Origin of the sequence: Jidongwangia harbinensis, from assembly GCF_020216025.1 — a bacterium.
GTDB lineage: Bacteria > Actinomycetota > Actinomycetes > Mycobacteriales > Micromonosporaceae > Actinoplanes > Actinoplanes harbinensis.
The window spans coordinates 215,016-231,405 of record NZ_JAIWNC010000008.1 but is presented as its reverse complement, the minus strand read 5'-3'; the positions used below and the strand labels follow the sequence as shown (position 1 = coordinate 231,405).

At 71.8% G+C, this 16,390-nt stretch carries 19 protein-coding genes; 10 read left to right on the top strand and 9 right to left on the bottom strand.

The genetic code is table 11. The features are described 5' to 3' along the window. Nucleotides 1-6 precede the first annotated feature (6 nt). The 4 genes from LDL48_RS13140 to LDL48_RS13125 form a co-directional block, all read right to left on the bottom strand. Nucleotides 7-846, bottom strand: coding sequence for a PH domain-containing protein (locus LDL48_RS13140; RefSeq protein WP_225255351.1), 840 nt, complete (start codon nt 844-846; stop codon nt 7-9). A 9-nt stretch (nt 847-855) separates the two neighbouring features. After that, nucleotides 856-1,014: a hypothetical protein gene (locus LDL48_RS13135; protein WP_225255350.1), complete on the bottom strand. Its 159-nt coding sequence runs from the start codon at nt 1,012-1,014 to the stop codon at nt 856-858. Between the two features lie 117 nt (nt 1,015-1,131). Further along, nucleotides 1,132-1,794, bottom strand: coding sequence for a DUF6758 family protein (locus tag LDL48_RS13130; protein WP_308016456.1), 663 nt, complete (start codon nt 1,792-1,794; stop codon nt 1,132-1,134). A 99-nt stretch (nt 1,795-1,893) separates the two neighbouring features. Continuing rightward, the gene (locus LDL48_RS13125) at nt 1,894-2,535 is read right to left on the bottom strand and encodes a TrmH family RNA methyltransferase (protein ID WP_225255349.1); all 642 of its coding nucleotides are present in this window, start codon (nt 2,533-2,535) and stop codon (nt 1,894-1,896) included. A gap of 426 nt (nt 2,536-2,961) precedes the next feature. Between LDL48_RS13125 and trxA the strand changes: the two genes are divergently transcribed. From trxA to LDL48_RS13105, 4 genes are all read left to right on the top strand, one after another. Next, the gene (gene trxA, locus LDL48_RS13120; protein ID WP_225255348.1) at nt 2,962-3,324 is read left to right on the top strand and encodes a thioredoxin; all 363 of its coding nucleotides are present in this window, start codon (nt 2,962-2,964) and stop codon (nt 3,322-3,324) included. 147 nt (nt 3,325-3,471) lie between these two features. Beyond that, the gene (locus tag LDL48_RS13115) at nt 3,472-5,409 is read left to right on the top strand and encodes an intein-containing Rv2578c family radical SAM protein (RefSeq protein ID WP_225255347.1); all 1,938 of its coding nucleotides are present in this window, start codon (nt 3,472-3,474) and stop codon (nt 5,407-5,409) included. A 29-nt stretch (nt 5,410-5,438) separates the two neighbouring features. Next, on the top strand, nt 5,439-5,846 hold the full coding sequence (locus tag LDL48_RS13110; RefSeq protein WP_225255346.1) for a CoA-binding protein: 408 nt from the start codon (nt 5,439-5,441) through the stop codon (nt 5,844-5,846). Between the two features lie 107 nt (nt 5,847-5,953). Beyond that, on the top strand, nt 5,954-6,457 hold the full coding sequence (locus LDL48_RS13105; RefSeq protein ID WP_225255345.1) for a DUF4190 domain-containing protein: 504 nt from the start codon (nt 5,954-5,956) through the stop codon (nt 6,455-6,457). 45 nt (nt 6,458-6,502) lie between these two features. On the opposite strand, the gene LDL48_RS13100 is transcribed toward LDL48_RS13105, so the two are convergent. Continuing rightward, the gene (locus LDL48_RS13100; protein ID WP_225255344.1) at nt 6,503-7,456 is read right to left on the bottom strand and encodes an SDR family NAD(P)-dependent oxidoreductase; all 954 of its coding nucleotides are present in this window, start codon (nt 7,454-7,456) and stop codon (nt 6,503-6,505) included. 161 nt (nt 7,457-7,617) lie between these two features. On the opposite strand from LDL48_RS13100, the gene LDL48_RS13095 reads away from it, so the two are divergent. Beyond that, complete coding sequence (locus LDL48_RS13095; RefSeq protein ID WP_225255343.1) at nt 7,618-8,040, top strand: DUF4190 domain-containing protein; 423 nt, start codon at nt 7,618-7,620, stop codon at nt 8,038-8,040. 7 nt (nt 8,041-8,047) lie between these two features. On the opposite strand, the gene LDL48_RS13090 is transcribed toward LDL48_RS13095, so the two are convergent. Together LDL48_RS13090 and LDL48_RS13085 are read right to left on the bottom strand one after the other, a co-directional pair. Then, nucleotides 8,048-8,707, bottom strand: coding sequence for a hypothetical protein (locus tag LDL48_RS13090; protein WP_225255342.1), 660 nt, complete (start codon nt 8,705-8,707; stop codon nt 8,048-8,050). Between the two features lie 102 nt (nt 8,708-8,809). Further along, nucleotides 8,810-9,754, bottom strand: a complete 945-nt coding sequence (locus LDL48_RS13085; RefSeq protein ID WP_225255341.1) for a DMT family transporter — start codon at nt 9,752-9,754, stop codon at nt 8,810-8,812. Nucleotides 9,755-9,887: 133 nt separating this feature from the next. On the opposite strand from LDL48_RS13085, the gene LDL48_RS13080 reads away from it, so the two are divergent. Together LDL48_RS13080 and LDL48_RS13075 are read left to right on the top strand one after the other, a co-directional pair. Continuing rightward, a complete protein-coding gene (locus LDL48_RS13080) occupies nt 9,888-10,586 on the top strand; it encodes an HAD family hydrolase (RefSeq protein ID WP_225255340.1) in 699 nt (232 codons plus the stop codon). 44 nt (nt 10,587-10,630) lie between these two features. Then, on the top strand, nt 10,631-11,128 hold the full coding sequence (locus LDL48_RS13075) for a hypothetical protein (protein WP_225255339.1): 498 nt from the start codon (nt 10,631-10,633) through the stop codon (nt 11,126-11,128). An 810-nt stretch (nt 11,129-11,938) separates the two neighbouring features. Here the strand turns inward: LDL48_RS13075 and LDL48_RS13070 are convergent. After that, a complete protein-coding gene (locus tag LDL48_RS13070) occupies nt 11,939-12,820 on the bottom strand; it encodes a PhzF family phenazine biosynthesis protein (protein WP_225255338.1) in 882 nt (293 codons plus the stop codon). A gap of 27 nt (nt 12,821-12,847) precedes the next feature. Here LDL48_RS13070 and LDL48_RS13065 point away from each other — a divergent pair, with 27 nt between their 5' ends. From LDL48_RS13065 to LDL48_RS13055, 3 genes are read left to right on the top strand one after another with little or no spacing between them, the layout of a single operon-like run. Then, nucleotides 12,848-14,188 (top strand): magnesium transporter MgtE N-terminal domain-containing protein, encoded by a 1,341-nt coding sequence (locus LDL48_RS13065; RefSeq protein WP_225255337.1) that lies wholly within the window; start codon nt 12,848-12,850, stop codon nt 14,186-14,188. Further along, complete coding sequence (locus LDL48_RS13060) at nt 14,185-14,745, top strand: DUF1003 domain-containing protein (protein ID WP_225255336.1); 561 nt, start codon at nt 14,185-14,187, stop codon at nt 14,743-14,745. Before LDL48_RS13065 ends, LDL48_RS13060 begins: the two co-directional genes overlap by 4 nt. 21 nt (nt 14,746-14,766) lie before the next feature. After that, nucleotides 14,767-15,915: an Mrp/NBP35 family ATP-binding protein gene (locus tag LDL48_RS13055; protein ID WP_225255335.1), complete on the top strand. Its 1,149-nt coding sequence runs from the start codon at nt 14,767-14,769 to the stop codon at nt 15,913-15,915. Between the two features lie 15 nt (nt 15,916-15,930). Here LDL48_RS13055 and LDL48_RS13050 read toward each other — a convergent pair whose 3' ends face one another. Next, nucleotides 15,931-16,350 carry a Sec-independent protein translocase subunit TatB gene (locus LDL48_RS13050; protein WP_225255334.1) on the bottom strand — a complete coding sequence of 140 codons (420 nt, stop codon included), beginning with the start codon at nt 16,348-16,350 and terminating at the stop codon, nt 15,931-15,933. Nucleotides 16,351-16,390: the final 40 nt, after the last annotated feature.

The window sequence follows — 16,390 nt, the reverse complement described above, 5'->3', positions numbered from 1 at the left end:
ATCCGGTCAGGCGTCCTCGCCGACCTCGCCGTCCTTGCCCAGCCGGGCCTCGACCGCCTGCGGCTCGTACATCTCCTCGACCACGCGCAGGTACAGCTCGTTCGGGTTGGGGAGGTGCTTGACCTCGCGGAGCGCCTGGTCCTGACCGGCCGACTCCAGCACGAACGTGCCGTAGCTCAGCAGGCGGCCGAGGGCGCTCTGCTCGTACTTCATGTCGGTGACCCGCAGCAGCGGCATCATCGCGACCTTGCGGGTGATGATGCCGTTGACCACCATGACTCGCTTGTTGGTCAGGATGAAGCGGTCGAAATACCAGTCCAGAACCTTCCAGGCCACCCAGCCGATGACTCCGAGCCAGATCAGCACGGCCACGGTCACCAGGCCGTCCACATTCTGCCGGGTGAGGAAGCCGGCCAGGTAGCCGAGCAGCAGGGTGGCGCCGGCACCGATGGCGAGCGGTGTGGACAGATGGATCCAGTGCCGCTTCCATTCGCCGCGGTAACGCTCGGTGGGGAAGAGATAGCGAGCGACCAACGTGGTCGGTTCGTCCTCGAGCGGCAGCACCCGGCGCGGTCCTGCCGGGACACCGGGGGCGTCCGGGCCGAGACCCTGCAGTTCTTCCTCGGTGAAGATCGGCTGCTGATACTCGGCCGTCTCGCGGTCGTCGAAGCGGTACTCGTCGGCGTAGTCGACGTTCGTCCGGCTCCGGGCGTCCGCGGCATACCGCGTGTCGCCCTGGAATTCCGGGTCGTTCATCGCCGGATCGTTGTACCCGAAGTTCTCATCATCGTCGCGCGGGCGGTGCGCACTCTCGCCCTGCGACTCGCGCGGCTCAGCCGGACCCATACAGGGATGCTATGCGACGAGGTTCGTGAAGAAGGTACCGAAGCCGTTCGCGATGTCCCCGATCGTGCTGCCCAGCGAGGAGAAGACCTCAGCGGCCGAGTTCGGGTTGAACGCGATGAAGAAGATTAGGAAAGCGATGCCAAGCCAGGTGAGCACCTTCTTGATCATGGCGGGGCCTTCTCCTCCGTTGCGGGTGACGGTTCATCCGCGGCAGTACTGACGGTAGCAGCTTCAATGCTGTGTGTGAACGTATGTGCCCGATTGGCCGATACCGCCCCTATCAGATCACGCTCGACCGTGAAGGTACGGAGAAGGGGCCCCAAAAACAAGCTCCGGAGGCACTCCCTCGGACAAATCGTGCAGCTCGAGTTGCTCGGCGAGGAGGTACCCGGCGCTGGCCGGCCAGGCCACCGCATAGAGCCACATCCCCTTGGCCTCGGACACGTACGCCGAGCGGTCCGCCGGACTCTTGACCGACCAGAACGGAATCCGGTGACCGCCCGCCTTGATCTTGGCATGCGGCCCCGCATGACCGTTCGGGTCCTCGAGACACTCGGCCACCAGGTGTCCGGGATCGATCCCCGGAATGCCACCGAAGCGGGTGCCGAGCCCGACCCCGGGTTGCTCCGCGATGAGCACCACGTCGGCGGGACCGCCACCGAGCGGGTCCGGTCCACTGCACGCGAGCGCCGTCGCCCGCGCACCGAACCGGTCGTCGCCGGCCCAGCCGACTCCGGTGACCATCCAGCCCGGGGGTAGCGGCCAGGGGCACCACAGCGGCATGTGGTCGACGGTGGGCGCAGGCTGGCGCAGCACGCTGTCCACGATCTCCAGACTGATGTGCTGGGCCACCCGGAACGGCGGAACGTCGCCACAGTCGTCGCAGCGCCATTCACTGTGCATCAGGTCCGGCGGCCGGACCTGCGCTCCGCAACGGGGGCAACTCACCGTGACACCCACACCACTACCGTGCGGGTCGCCGGGTCGCCCGTCAAGCGGATCGGCGGATCCCACGGACGAGGGCGGCATTCACTCATTCACGCGGGTCTACCCGAGCGGCTCCGGGCCGAGCGGCTCCGGGGGCGGCCCGGCGTGTGCGCGGATCCAGGCGTGCATGGCGATCCCGCTCGCCACACCGGCGTTGATCGAGCGGGTGGAGCCGTACTGCGCGATGGAGAACAACTCGGCGCAGGCCCCGCGCGCCGTGTCGGACAGGCCCGGCCCCTCCTGGCCGAAGAGCAGGACACATCGCCGCGGCAGGGTCACCGTCTCGACCGGCCGGGAACCCGGCAGGTTGTCGATGCCGATGATCGGCAGTGACTCGGCCGCCGCCCAGGCCACGAATTCCTGGACCGAGGGGTGGTGCCGGACGTGCTGGTACCGGTCGGTCACCATGGCGCCCCGGCGGTTCCACCGGCGCAGGCCGACGATGTGGACCTCGGCGGCGAGGAAGGCGTTCGCGTTGCGCACCACGGTGCCGATGTTGAAGTCGTGCTGCCAGTTCTCGATGGCGACGTGGAACGAGTGACGGCGCTTGTCCAGATCGGCGACGACGGCCTCGCGGGTCCAGTAGCGGTACCGGTCCACCACGTTGCGGCGATCACCGTGGGCCAGCAGCTCCGGGTCGTATCGCTCGTCCTCCGGCCAGGGTCCCGGCCAGGGCCCGACGCCGACTTCCTCCACCGTCATGGCGGCTAACGGTACGTCGCCCGACAGGAGACGCAATGAGCGGCGGGGCCCTCCCCGGCACCCGCCGCCCACGCTCTGTTGGAGAAGAGTTTGCCTTACGTTCCGTGTCTATGTGAAGAGGCTTCGCCAGTGACCCAGGTCACATTTAACTTTGTTTCCAATTGAATGGATGATTCATTCGCGAGCGCTGGATCTGCGAAAGTTTCGAATGGGAGCGTTTCCAACCGGCCACGCTCCGCGAGCCGAATATTACCATCCGCGTCACAATTTTCTGGCGCGTTCCCTACTCTGGGTTACGGCGCCGAGCGAGAGGCGTACCCGGAAATGGTGCCGCAGGCCACGTGTCGCCCCTCCAACCTGCGGGAATTGTCTACGGTGACGAGGGGTTCACACCTACGTAAGTCAATTCCCGTGGACGGAGAGATCATGGCCACCGTTGCGCTGACCGCAGAGAACTTCGATGAGGTGACCGGCAAGGACGGCATCGTGCTGGTCGACTTCTGGGCCAGCTGGTGCGGGCCCTGCGTCCGTTTCGCCCCCACCTACGAGCGCTCCTCGGAGAAGCACCCGACGATCACCTTCGGCAAGGTGGACACCGAGGCCGAGCAGGCCATCGCCGCCAAGTTCGACATCCGGTCGATCCCGACGATCATGGCGGTGCGAGACGGCGTCATCGTCTTCTCCCAGCCGGGTGCGCTTCCCGAGTCCGCCCTCGAGTCTCTGATCGAGCAGGTCGAGAAGCTGGACATGGACGACGTACGCAAGCAGCTGGCCACGCACAACCACTGAGCCAGGCGCCACTCCAGGCCGCGGACCGGTTTCCGGTCCGCGGCTTTTCTGTTGGTACGCGGACCGGCGCCGGCCGTCCGCACCGCGTCCCCGATCCGGCGGCCCGGCAACTGGACACCTCCTCGAACATGTGTTCGAATCATCGGCATGCGATGGTCCAACCTGTCGGCCCCGGTCGACGGCGGCTCGCTCCCGGACAGGGCAGCGCCGGCGGCTCCACCCCTGCCGTTGGCGCTGCCCGACGCCACCGTCCGGACGTTCGACACGCCGGGTTTCGCGGGCATCACGTTCTACGAGATCCGGGCGAAATCCATCATCAACCGGGTGCCCGGCACCTCGCGGGTGCCGTTCGAGTGGACGATCAACCCGTATCGCGGCTGCTCGCACTCCTGCACCTACTGCCTGGCCGGCGACACGCCGGTGCTGATGGCCGACGGCAGCACCCGGCCGCTGGCCGACCTGCGCGCCGGTGACGCGGTGATGGGCACGGTCGGCGCCGGCCGCCATCGGCGCTACGTGCCCACCACCGTGCTCGACCACTGGTCCACGGCCAAGCCGGCGTTCCGGGTGACCCTGGCCGACGGCACCCGGCTGGTGGCCGGCGGCGAGCACCGGTTCCTCACCGGCCGCGGGTGGCGCCACGTGAGCCCGGCCAGGCCCGGCTGTCCGGCCCTGGCCGTGGGCGACCGGATGTTCGGCGTGGGCCACTTCGCCGAGTCACCCAAGGAGTCACCGGAATACCAGGCCGGTTTTCTCTGCGGGCTGATCCGCGGCGACGCGGCGCTCGGCGACCGTCCGCCGCAGGAGGGCGACGCCTGGATCCGGGCCGACGGATACCTCGCCGACGTCCCGTTGCACGAGGCGTTGCGCTGGCCGGAACACCCCGCCGGCGAGTGGCACCGCGGCTTCCTGGCCGGCGCGTTCGGGTCCACCGGCCACACCGACCGGCTGGCCGTGGTCTTCACGAGCCGCGACGAGATGTTCCTGCGCCGGGTCACCGACGCGCTCACCCGGCTGGGTGTGCCCAGCCGCCGCCCATCCCGGCCCAGCACCGGCGCGGCCGACCTGCCCGGCTCCGTCGAGACGGTCCGCGACCTGTGGGCGGCGCTGCGGTTCCGGCACCTCACCGGGGTACCGGACGCTCCGCTCGACGCCTCCGGCATCGGCGTCCGCAGCGACGGCCAGCTCACCGTGGTCGACATCGAGCCGCTCGGCCTCACCCTCCCGCTGTTCGACATCAGCACCGGGACCGGCGACTTCGTGGCCGACGGCGTGGTCAGCCACAACTGCTTCGCCCGCAACACGCACACCTACCTGGACTTCGACTCGGGCCACGACTTCGACAGCAAGGTGGTCGTCAAGGTCAACGCGGGCGAGCTGGTGCGCCGGGAGCTGGCCGCGCCGAGGTGGACCGGTGCACACCTGGCCATGGGCACCAACGTCGACGTCTATCAGCGCGCCGAGGGCCGGTACCGCCTGATGCCGCAGATCCTGGCCGCGCTGCGGGACTTCGCCAACCCGTTCTCCATCCTCACCAAGGGCACGCTGATCCTGCGCGACCTGGAGCTGCTCAAGCAGGCGGCGGCGGTGACCCGGGTCGGCCTGTCGTTCTCGGTCGGCTTCCTCGACGAGGCGGTGTGGCGCTCGGTGGAGGCCGGCACGCCCAGCCCGCGCCGCCGCCTCGACGCGGTCCGCGCGCTGACCGACGCCGGCTTCGACGTCGGTGTGCTGATGGCCCCGATCCTGCCCGGCCTCACCGACACCGACGAGTCGATCGAGGCCACCGTTGCCGCGATCGCCGCCGCCGGCGCCACCAGCGTCACCGCGCTGGGGCTGCACCTGCGTCCCGGTGCCCGCGAGTGGTATGCGGCCTGGCTCACCCGGCACCATCCGCACCTGGCGGCCCGCTACCGCGAGCTGTACCGCGGCGGCTCCTACCTGCCGCGGGCCTACCAGGACGAACTCGGTGCCCGGGTGCGCATGGCCGCCCGCCGGCACGGCCTGCACCGCGCCACCCCCGGCGAGGCCCGCACGGTGCCGTCCGAGGCGACCGGCCGCGCCACCGAGCAGCTCACCCTGCTGTGACCGGCCGGCGGCACGGTTAGAGTCGACGGATGAGGAGCCCTCAGCAGATCCTGGCGGACGCCGCCGTCATCGCGGTGGTCGGTGCCTCGCGGGAGTCGTGGAAGCCGTCGCACTCGGTGCCGCTGCAGATGCTCCGGCACGGCTGGAAGATCATCCCGGTGAACCCGTTCGCCGACGAGGTGTTCGGCGTCAAGACCGTGCCGACGCTGGCCGACATCGGCGAGCCGGTGGACCTCGTGGACATCTTCCGGCCGGCCGCGGACGCGGTGGAGATCGTGCGCCAGGCCGTGGCGATCAACGCGCCGGCGGTGTGGCTGCAGAGCGGGATCGTGTCCGCGGAGGCGCGCCGGATCGCCACCGAGGCCGGACTCGACTACGTCGAGGACCGCTGTCTCGCGGTGGAGCGCGCCGTCGGTGGTCTGACCCGGCTGCCCTGACCCCACCGAACGGACGATGCAGGTCACAACCTGCCTACACACGCCCGACGGGGCCTCCGGTTCACCCCTCCGACTAGTACGGTGCCGGATGAACGAGGAGGACCGACATGACCTACCCGCCGTCCGGCGGTACGCCTGACCCATATCAGCCCCAGCAGCCGTACGGGCAACCCCACGACCCGACGAGCCCGTACGCCCAGGATCCCTATGCGGCTCCGGCGAGCGGCGCACCGTCCAGTGGTCAGCCGTACCCGCCGCCCTACGGTCAACCGTCCAGCGGCCAGCCCTACTACGGTCAGCCGGAGGCGGGGAAGTCGCCGTACTCCGGGCCGCCCTACACCGGCCAGCCCCAACCGCCGTACGGGGGCGTGGCACCGACCAACACCATGGCGATCCTGTCCCTGGTGTTCGCGTTCATCTTCGCCCCGGCCGCGATCTTCCTGGGCCACATCGCCCGCAAGCAGATCAAGGCGTCCGGTGAGCAGGGTTGGGGCCTCACCACGGCGGGACTGTGGCTCGGCTACATCTTCACCGGCCTGTCCGTGGCGGCGTGCGTGTTCTACGTGGTCGTGATCGTGATCGTGAGTTCGAACTCGGGCAGCACGTACTGACCCGCGCCGGCCGGCCGGGTCGCATACCCGGCCGGCCGCGCACGGTCAGCGGAACTGGGCCTCACGGACGCTGTTGCCGCCGTCCACCACCAGCATCTGCCCGGTGATGTACGACGCGGCCGGCGAGCAGAGGAACGCGATCGCGGCGGCGACCTCGTCCGGCGTGCCCGGGCGGCCGATCGGCGTACCCAGACCCTGCTTGATCTCGGTCACCGTGGACGCCGCGGTGTAGATGGTGCCGGGCGCGACGCAGTTGACGTTGACGCCGTCCGCGACCAGTTCCATGGCGAGCGCGCGGGTGAGACCGACCACCCCGGCCTTGGCGGCGGCGTACGCGGCCTCGGTCGGCAACGCGTTGACCGGCCCGGCCGTGGCGGCCAGGTTGACGATGCGGCCCCAGCCCCGCTCGGCCATGCCGCCGACGAACGCACGGCTGCACAGGAACGCCGTGCTCAGGTTGCGGTCGATCTCGGAACGCCACTCGTCGTACGTCAGCTGGGCGACCGGCCGGAGCACCTCGGGGCTGGCCCGGCTCGCCAGGCCGGCGTTGTTCACCAGCACCTCCACGTCGCCGAGCGCATCGGTGATCGCGTCGGCCAGCGCACCCACCTCGGACTCGTCGGTGAGGTCCGCGACGAAGCCGGTCACGTCGAGTTCCGCAGCGCGCTCGTGAATACGCCGCGTAGTGGACACGATCGCCACCCGGGCGCCCAGGTCACGCAGGCGGCGCGCGGTGGCGTACCCGATGCCGTCCGGGCTGCCCGCGCCGGTGATCAGCGCGACCTTCCCGTCCAGCCGCAGGGTGACCGGGCCCTCGTCGGCCTCCGGCTCGGGATCGTCGAACGTCGCGGCCGTCCCGGCGAGGGGAACGCCCGGCTCGGAGGGGGCGAGGTCCGCGTCGGCGCTGGACGCGGTGGTGCGGGGGCGGCGGCCGGCGGCGGGGCGGGTGGCGTCCCGCCGCGACCGGCTGCCGCTGACGGAACGGGCGTCGAAGACCATGCGGCGATCCTGCCCGGTCCCGGCACCCGGGGCAAACATCGCCGTCGACGTGGCGCACCGTACGTGTGCCCGGAAGCACCCGCACGCCGGGCGCCTCACCCTGCGTGACAGCAGTGTCTACCCTGACGGGCGACATCGCGGTTCGGACGGGGGACAGAGCCATGACAGATCCATATCGGCCGAACACCGGCGGGCCGCCGACCGGAGATCCGTACGGCTTCGGCACGGACGCGCCCCCGCAGAACTACCCGTACGACTATGGATATGTCGGCCCGCACCCCTATCCGGCACATCCGGGACATCCTCCGCAGCAACCCACCGACGGCCTGGCGATCGCCTCGCTGGTGGTGTCCTGCGTGTCCGTCCTGGGGCTGTGCGCGTCCGGCATCGGCGGGCTGCTCGGCCTGGTCGGCGCGATCATGGGGCACGTGAGCCGCCGCCGGATCCGGAACACCGGCGCCGGCGGGAGCGGGTTGGCGCTGGCCGGAGTCATCGTCGGATGGTCGATGGTCGCGATCACCGTGCTGCTCGCCGCGGCCGTCATCACGCTGATCGTGGTCAGCGAGAACAACAACAACACCTAGCCGGGCGTCAGCCGCCCGGCTGCGGGGCGGTGGGCGGACCGTCCGGCGGTGGCGGAGCGGACAGCGGCGTCACCGCGCCCTGCTCGACGAAGATCAGCGGCGCGGTGCGGCCGTAGCGGGCGGTCAGCGCACGGCGGGTACGGGACACGTCCGGGGTGCCCACCTCCACGCCGGCGCCGTCGTGCCGGGCGCCGACCGTGGCGATCGGCACGCCGGCCCCGGCCCAGGCATCCAGGTCCGCGGCGACGCGCTCCTGCCAGCCGACCAGTTCGGCCCGGGCGTGTGCCGCATCGCGGACCAGCACGCAGGTGTCCTCGGCAGCGCGCCGGATGAAGTCGTCGAACGCGGCGGACGGCACCCGGTAGACGACCGCGCGTACGTGTTCCTGGTTCACCTCGAGCCCCGCGTAGCTGTCCGCGAAGTCGGCCCGGCCGCCCTCCTCGATCCGGGCCATCGCTGCGGCCAGCGCCGGCGGGGTGACCAGCATCGCCCGGCCGCCCACGGTGACGGTCTCCGGCCGGCGCGCCAGCTCGCATCCCGCGGTGGCCCACCCGCCGGTGAGACCCACCGGCTCCGGCTGCCCGGCCGGCTCGCAGGCGCTGGTCACCAGCACCGCCGTGAGAAGGAGCCGGCCCAGCGGGCCGGTCCGGAGCTGATCGAGGCGCATCGCATCCCCCCTCTCTACCGGGAACCGCACCGATCCGCCAGGCTCACGCCGGTGGCCGGTGGGCGGCCTCGTCGTGTGCAACGACGCAGACCGCCGACCGGCTCAGACCGGGTCGGCCGCGTCCGCCAGGGACGCCTCCGGCGCCCGCTTCTCCCGCGATCCGCCGCCGAGGATCACCACCGCGACCCCGGCCAGCAGCAGGCCCAGACCGGGCAGCACGATCGGTCGCGGCACCTCCCCGAGCCAGGCCCAGGCGAGCAGTGCCGCGCCCGGCACCTCCAGCAGGATCAGCACGCTCACCGTGGTCGCCGTGGTCCGGCGCAGCGCGTAGCTGAACATCGAGTGCCCGAGCAGCTGCGCGCCCACCACCAGGCCGAGGATCGCCGCCCAGGTGGTCATGCCGTAGCCGGCCAGCGGCAGGCGTGCCACCAGGCAGACCACGCCGAGAAGCACGGCGCAGGTGCCATAACAGATCCAGGTGTACGTGGTGGTGCTGAGCCGGGCCCGGGCCCGCTCACCCAGTGCCGTGTAGACGGCCGCGGCCGCGCCGCCGATCAGCGCCAGTACGTCCGCCAGGACGGCCTGCACCGAGACCCCGAAATCGGCGCCGGTGGCCCAGGCCGCACCGCCCACCGCCAGCGCGATGCCGACCCACACGGCCACCGGCGGACGCCGTCCCTGCGCGGCGGCGATCAGCCCCTGCCACACCGGCTGGGTGGCGACCAACGCGGTCGCGGTGGCCACCGAGCCGAGCTGCACGCTGGGCATCCAGGTGCCGAAGTGGGCGGCCAGCGCGACGCCCGCCAGCACGCACAGCACCCCGTCGCGGCGCCGGCCGCCGCGGGTCACGTCGAGGACCTCGGAGCGGCGCGGGCCGGCGGCGACCGGTGTCAGCGCCACCGCGGCGAGCGCGTTGCGCCAGAACGCGATGGCCAGCGCGGGAGCCGCCGCGAAGGCGATCAGCGGCGCGGATGACGCCACCGCGAGGACGGCCACGGTCAGCGCGGCGGCGGTGAGCCAGGCGGGCCCGGAACGGTGCGAACGCATGTTTCCTCCCCCGCCGTCGCTTTGTGCAGAACCATCCATCCCGGCTTGTTGAACGGAAAGTGAACCGCTCGCTACGCTGGCGGCCGTTCCTCACCGCGTACCCCCCCTTGAAGCCCCGGGAGGCTGATCCCCTGTGCCCGCGTACCGTGCCGTGGTTTTCGACTTTTTCGGCACGCTCACCCGATCCGTCCGGCGTGGCCCTCAGCACGCCGAAATCGCCCGCCGCCTGGGCTGCGATCCGGAGGTCGTCCGGGGGGTCCTGGACCGCACCTTCCACTCCCGCGCGCGCGGCACGTTCGGGTCGGCCGTCGCCACCCTACGATGGGTCACCGAGCAGGCCGGTGCCCACCCCCGGCCCGCTGAGCTGGAAGAGGCCGTACCCGCGCGGGTGGATGCCCTGAAGGCGGACACCCGGCTCCGGCCGGACGCGGTGAGCGCCCTCACCGCCATCAAGGCACGCGGCCTGGCCACCGCCCTGGTCAGCGACTGCACCCACGAGCTGCCCGAGTTCCTGCCCGGCCTGCCGGTGGCGCCGCTGCTCGACGCCCAGGTGTTCTCGGTGCAGGTCGGCGTCTGCAAACCCGACCCGGCAATCTATCTGGAGGCGTGCGACCGGCTCGGCGTCCCGGCCGAGTCCTGCCTGTACGTCGGCGACGGCGGCAGCCGCGAACTCACCGGGGCGGCGGCGGTCGGCATGACCCCGGTCCGGCTGGACGCCCCCGACCTCAGCGACCACCTGGTGTTCGACCGCGACACCGCATTCCACGGCCTGGCGGTACGGTCGCTGACCGACGTGGTGACCCTGCTCGACCGCTCCCCCGCCCTGGTCTGACCGCCGGAACCGGCAGCCGCCGCCGGACGTGGAAGGATGCGATCGTGACGTCAGCTGTGGTCGACGAGGCGATCAAGAAGGCGGCCGTGGCCTGGGTGACGGTCGCGGACCGGCCGGCCGTGGCCCTGTGGTGCCTGCCCCTGGACGGCTCGCTGCTGGTGGTGACGGGTCCCGGCGAGCAGAGCGCGCCGGGACTGGCCGAGGCCGACCGCACCACGGTCCGCCTGCGCGGCGACACCGGCGGCCTGATCGTGGTGTGGGACGCGGTGGTGCAGCGGGTGCTGCCGGGCAGCGAAGACTGGGCCGCCGTGGCCCCGCAGCTGGCCGGCAAGCGCCTGAACGCCGCCGGCACGGCCGAGGACCTGGTGGCCCGGTGGGTCACCGAGGGCTGCGCGATCGTCCGGCTGACGCCGGCGCCCGAGCCCGCGGTGTCCCGGCCGGACCTCTCGGCCGACGCCCAGGCGGCGCCGCCGCGAGAGTCCCCCGCGCGGGTTCCGGTCCGGCGCCCGTTCCGGCTGCACCGCGTCCGCCGCCCTCGTTGACCTTCCGCCCCACCGCGAGCTCCGCCATCACCACGGGTCAAGCCCAGCCGGTTTGCCCCGGCTCCGCCGATCTTGGAGTTGTGGTGGGAACAAAAGCCGCATCGCACCGACAAACCGGCACCACAAGTCCAAGATCGACGAAAAGTGACCGGAGGGCCGGGAGGTCGTGCGCAGTGGTGCCCTCGTCCGCCGGTGCGCCCGTCAGGTCTGGCGCGCGACCGCGTCCGCAGTCCACCGACCGGCCGAAGCGTGGGGAGTTGCGGCTCCGTCCGCACCCCAGCGCCACACAGACCACCGGCCCACGACCGGGCGTGGGAAATAGCGGCACCGACCGCACCCCGGCACCACACAGACCGCCGGCCCACGACCGGGCGTGGGGGGTTACGGCGCCGTCCGCACCCCAGCGCCACACAGACCACCGGCCCACGACCGGGCGTGGGAAATAGCGGCACCGACCGCACCCCAGCGCCACACAGACCACCGGCCCACGACCGGGCGTGGGAAATAGCGGCACCGACCGCACCCCGGCACCACACAGACCACCGCCCCACGACCGGGCGTGAGGAATAACGGCACCGACCGCACCCCGATCCCGCACCCGCCACCCGCCACACCGCGACTCCCCACGGATCCTCAGGGCGCGGGCGACCCGCAAGGCCACGGGTATGGGCACGCCCACGACAGTGCCCGCCGCCACGACCTTGGCGCGAGCACTTCCGGCGCAGCGAACGCCGGACCGACCCTCGGCGCCACGCAGCCACCCGCCACCACTGGACAACACCCACTCACAGAGCCGGGCGGCCGGGCGGGTCAGCCGACGAAGGGCGGCACGGCGATGTCTCCGCGGGCGATCGGGACCACGTGGCCGGCCACGGTCGCCGACACCGCCATCCCGTCGGCCGCGGTGACCGTGCACTCCAGCAGCGACGGCCGGTGCATCTCGATGCCCTGGTGAACCGCGTAGGACGAGACGCCCGCAGCCGGCAGCAAGCCGTTCGCCACCAGCCACACCCCGAGCCCGAGCGCCGCCGAGCCGGTCGCCGGGTCCTCCGGGACGGACACGCCGGGGCAGAACACCCGCGCGTACCCGGTGTGTGTCTCGTCGTCCCAGGCGAACACGCTGATCTGCGGTACCCCGATCCGCGCCGCGGCGACCGGGTCCGCCCCGGTGGCCCGGGCGAGCGCGGAGCGGTGTACCGGAAGGAAGTGGAACTCCAGCCCGCACCCGGCGCGGCGCGGGGCGGCCAGGCCCGCGTGGTCGGCGGCGGTGAGGCCGACCATGGCCAGCAGCGGTTCCGGGTCGATCTCCTCGCCCAGCGTCGGCGTGCCACCGGTGAGGGTGGCCCGGCCGGTGTCGGTGACCTCGATGGGCAGCAGGCCGGCGCCGCATTCCTGGATCACCGGGCCCGGCTGGGCGAGACCGCGGCGGACGACGGTGACCGCGGTGCCCACGCTGGGGTGGCCGGCGAACGGCAGTTCCGCGTTGGGGGTGAAGATGCGCGCCCGGTACGTCGCGGTGCCCGGCGTCGACGGTGGCAGCACGAACACCGTCTCCGAAAGGTTGAATTCGCGGGCCAGTGTCTGCATCTGGTCCCCGGCCAGCGCCTCGGCGCCGAACACCACGGCCAGCGGGTTCCCGGCGAACGGCCGGTCGGTGAACACGTCGACGATCTCGTACGCCAAGGTGGACATGCCCGGACCCTAACCTAGGCTGAGACGGTGAGCATGGGCACCAGGGTTTACCTCGCGCGGCTTGCCGCGCTGCCCGTGTTCGACCCCAACGGCGACCGGGTCGGCCGCATCCGCGACGCGGTGGTCCGCCTGCGCACCAGCAGCCGGCCGCCGCAGGTGGTCGGGCTGGTGGCCGAGATGGCGCTGCGCCGGCGGATCTTCCTGCCGATCGGCCGGGTGACGTCGATGGATGCCGAGGCCGTGGTGCTCAGCACCGGCACGCTGAACCTGCGCCGGTTCGAGAAGCGCCCGAACGAGCTGCTGGTGCTCGGCGACCTGCTGGACCGCCGGGTCACCGTGACGCCGGAGGGCGGGTCCGGGCCGGGCCAGTCCGGCACCGTGGTGGACCTCGGCATGGAACTCAACCGCAACAACGAGTGGCTGATCACCCGGGTCGCCGTGCAGGAACACACCGGCCGGCTGGCCCGGCGCGGCCATCTGTACCAGGTGGAGTACGACCGGGTCCGCGGCCTGGTCGGTCCCACCGACACCCAGGGCACCTCCAACCTGCTGGCGCTGCTCGACCAGATGCGTCCGGCCGACATGGCCAACGCGCTGCAGGATCTGCCGGACGCCCGCCGTAATGAGGTGGCCGCCGCGCTGGACGACCGGCGGCTCGCCGACGTGCTGGAGGAGTTGCCCGAGCACGACCAGGTGGAGATCCTGATCCGGCTGGACCGGGAGCGGGCCGCCGACGTGCTGGAACGGATGGACCCGGACGACGCCGCCGACCTGCTCGCCGAGCTGCCCAAGGCCGAACAGCAGGTGCTGCTGGACCTGATGGAGCCGGACGAGGCGGCGCCGGTGCGCCAGCTGATGAGCTACCAGCCGGGCACCGCGGGCAGCGTGATGACGTCCGAGCCGGTGATCATGACGCCGGACGCCACGGTGGCCGAGGCACTCGCCCGGATCCGGGAGCCGGAGCTGCCGCCGGTGGTCGCCGCTCAGGTGTTCGTGGCCCGGGCACCGATGGCCACGCCGACCGGTAAGTACCTCGGCATGGTGCACTTCCAGCGGCTGCTGCGGGAGCCGCCGGCGGCGATCCTGGGCGGCATCGTGGACAGTGGCCTGGACCCGTTGCACCCGGACACCGACCTGACCGAGGTCACCCGGCGGATGGCGACCTACGACCTGGTCGCGATCCCGGTGGTCGACGCCTCCCACCGGCTGGTCGGCGCGGTGACGGTCGACGACGTGCTGGACCACTCGCTGCCGAGGGACTGGCGGGACCGGGACATGCCCGCGGACATCGGCCTGGCCGCGCGGATCGCCGCGGCCACCGCGGACGCGGGCGGCAGCACCCCCTGGCTCGAGGATGATCACCGATGAGCGCGCCGGACCCGCGGCGGGACCGCCGCGATCGGCTGGACCAGCCGGTGCAGCCGGGTCGCGTGCGGCTGCCCCGCTTCGATCCGGAGGCGTTCGGCCGGTGGTCGGAGAGCATCGCCCGCTACATGGGTACGGCGAAGTTCATCGTCTGGATGACGATGGTGATCGCGGCGTGGTTCCTGTGGAACACGCTGATGCCCGAGCCGTGGGCCTTCGACCCGTACACGTTCACGTTCCTGACCCTGCTGTTGTCCCTGCAGGCGTCGTACGCGGCGCCGCTGATCCTGCTCGCGCAGAACCGGCAGACCGACCGAGACCGGCTGGCGATGGAGGAGGACCGGCGCCGCGCGGCCATGCAGAAGGCGGACACCGAGTTCCTGGCCCGGGAGATCGCCTCGCTGCGGATCGCGGTCGGCGAGGTGGCGACCCGCGACTACCTGCGTTCCGAGCTGGCCCGGCTGGCCGACGAGCTGGACGAGGCGGCGGCCCGGCGGCAGAAGCTGGAGCGCAGGGAGTGGGAGGAGGATCGCAAGGAGTGGGAGGCGGACCGCCCCTGACGCGGAAGTAGCATTGACCGCATGTCAGCCCCAGCGCCCACCCTCGAGGATGCGATCCAGGCCGCCCTCGCCACCGTCGACGACCCCGAGATCCGCCGGCCGATCACCGACCTCGGCATGGTCAAGGGTTTCACCGTCATCGGCAGCGTGGTCAAGGTCGAGTTGTTGCTCACCGTGGCCGGTTGCCCGCTGCGCGACAAGCTGACCACGGACATCACCGCGGCCGTCACCACCATTCCCGGCATCACCGGCGCCGAGATCGACTTCGGGGTGATGACCGAGGAGCAGCGCAAGGCGCTGCAGGCCAGCCTGCGCGGCGGTGGCCAGGCCGAGGAGCCGGTCATTCCGTTCGCCCAGCCGGGCTCCCGGACCAGGGTGTACGCGGTGGCGAGCGGCAAGGGCGGCGTGGGCAAGTCCAGCGTGACGGTCAACCTGGCGGCCGCACTGGCCCGGCGGGGGCTCTCGGTGGGCGTGGTGGACGCGGACATCTACGGCCACTCGGTGCCCCGCATGCTGGGCGTGGACGGCCGGCCCACCCGGGTCGAGGACATGATCATGCCGCCGCAGTCGCACGGCGTGAAGGTCATCTCGATCGGCATGTTCACCGCCGGGAACGCCGCCGTGGTGTGGCGCGGCCCGATGCTGCACCGCGCGCTGCAGCAGTTCCTCGCGGACGTCTACTGGGGCGAGCTGGACGTGCTGCTGCTCGACCTGCCGCCGGGCACCGGTGACGTGGCGATCTCCCTGGCCCAGCTGCTGCCGAACGCGGAGATCCTGGTGGTCACCACCCCGCAGACCGCGGCCGCCGAGGTGGCCGAACGGGCCGGGGCGATCGCGCTGCAGACCCATCAGCGGCTGGTCGGCGTGGTGGAGAACATGTCCTGGCTGGAGCTGCCCGACGGCTCCCGGATGGAGGTCTTCGGCGCCGGCGGCGGGCAGACCGTGGCGGACTCGCTGACCCGGACGGTCGGCGCCTCGGTGCCGCTGCTGGGTCAGATCCCGCTGGACACCCGGGTGCGCGAGGCCGGCGACGGCGGGACACCCATCGTGCTGGCCACCCCGGACGCGCCGGCCGCGAAGGCACTGGACGCGGTGGCGGCGAAACTGGCCGTCCGGCGCGAGTCGCTGGTCGGCAAGCCGCTCGGCCTCAGCGTCACCACCAAGCGTTAGGAGGACCGGCCCCGGTCAGGTCGCGTCCGCGTCGTACGTCCGGCTCGGCTTCGCGACCTGCACCGCGGAGTCGGCGGCGTCGTCGCGGCGCGACTTCAGGTCGGCGGCCGAGGCCACGTCCTCCAGGTCCGCCTTCACACCGTTGAGGTCCGTCTTCACGTCGTCGAACAGGCCCTGCAGCGGCTTGCGGATGGCCTGTTCCTCGTCCTCGCTCAGCAGGTGCTTGCGGATGAACGCCTTCGGGTGCAGGTCCTGCAGCTGGATGTCGGTGCCGAGTTCGCGGCTCAGGTCGGTGGTCGCGTTCTGCGCCATGGCCCGCAACCCGCGCAGCATCCGGAGCCCGTCGCCGATGACCTTGGGCAGGCGCTCGCCGAAGATCAGCAGCGCCACCAGGACCAACGCGACGATCTCCCAGCCGTTCAGATTGTTGAACATGGCACGGCCTCCCTCAGGTCCCGGCGCCCAGCGTACGCAA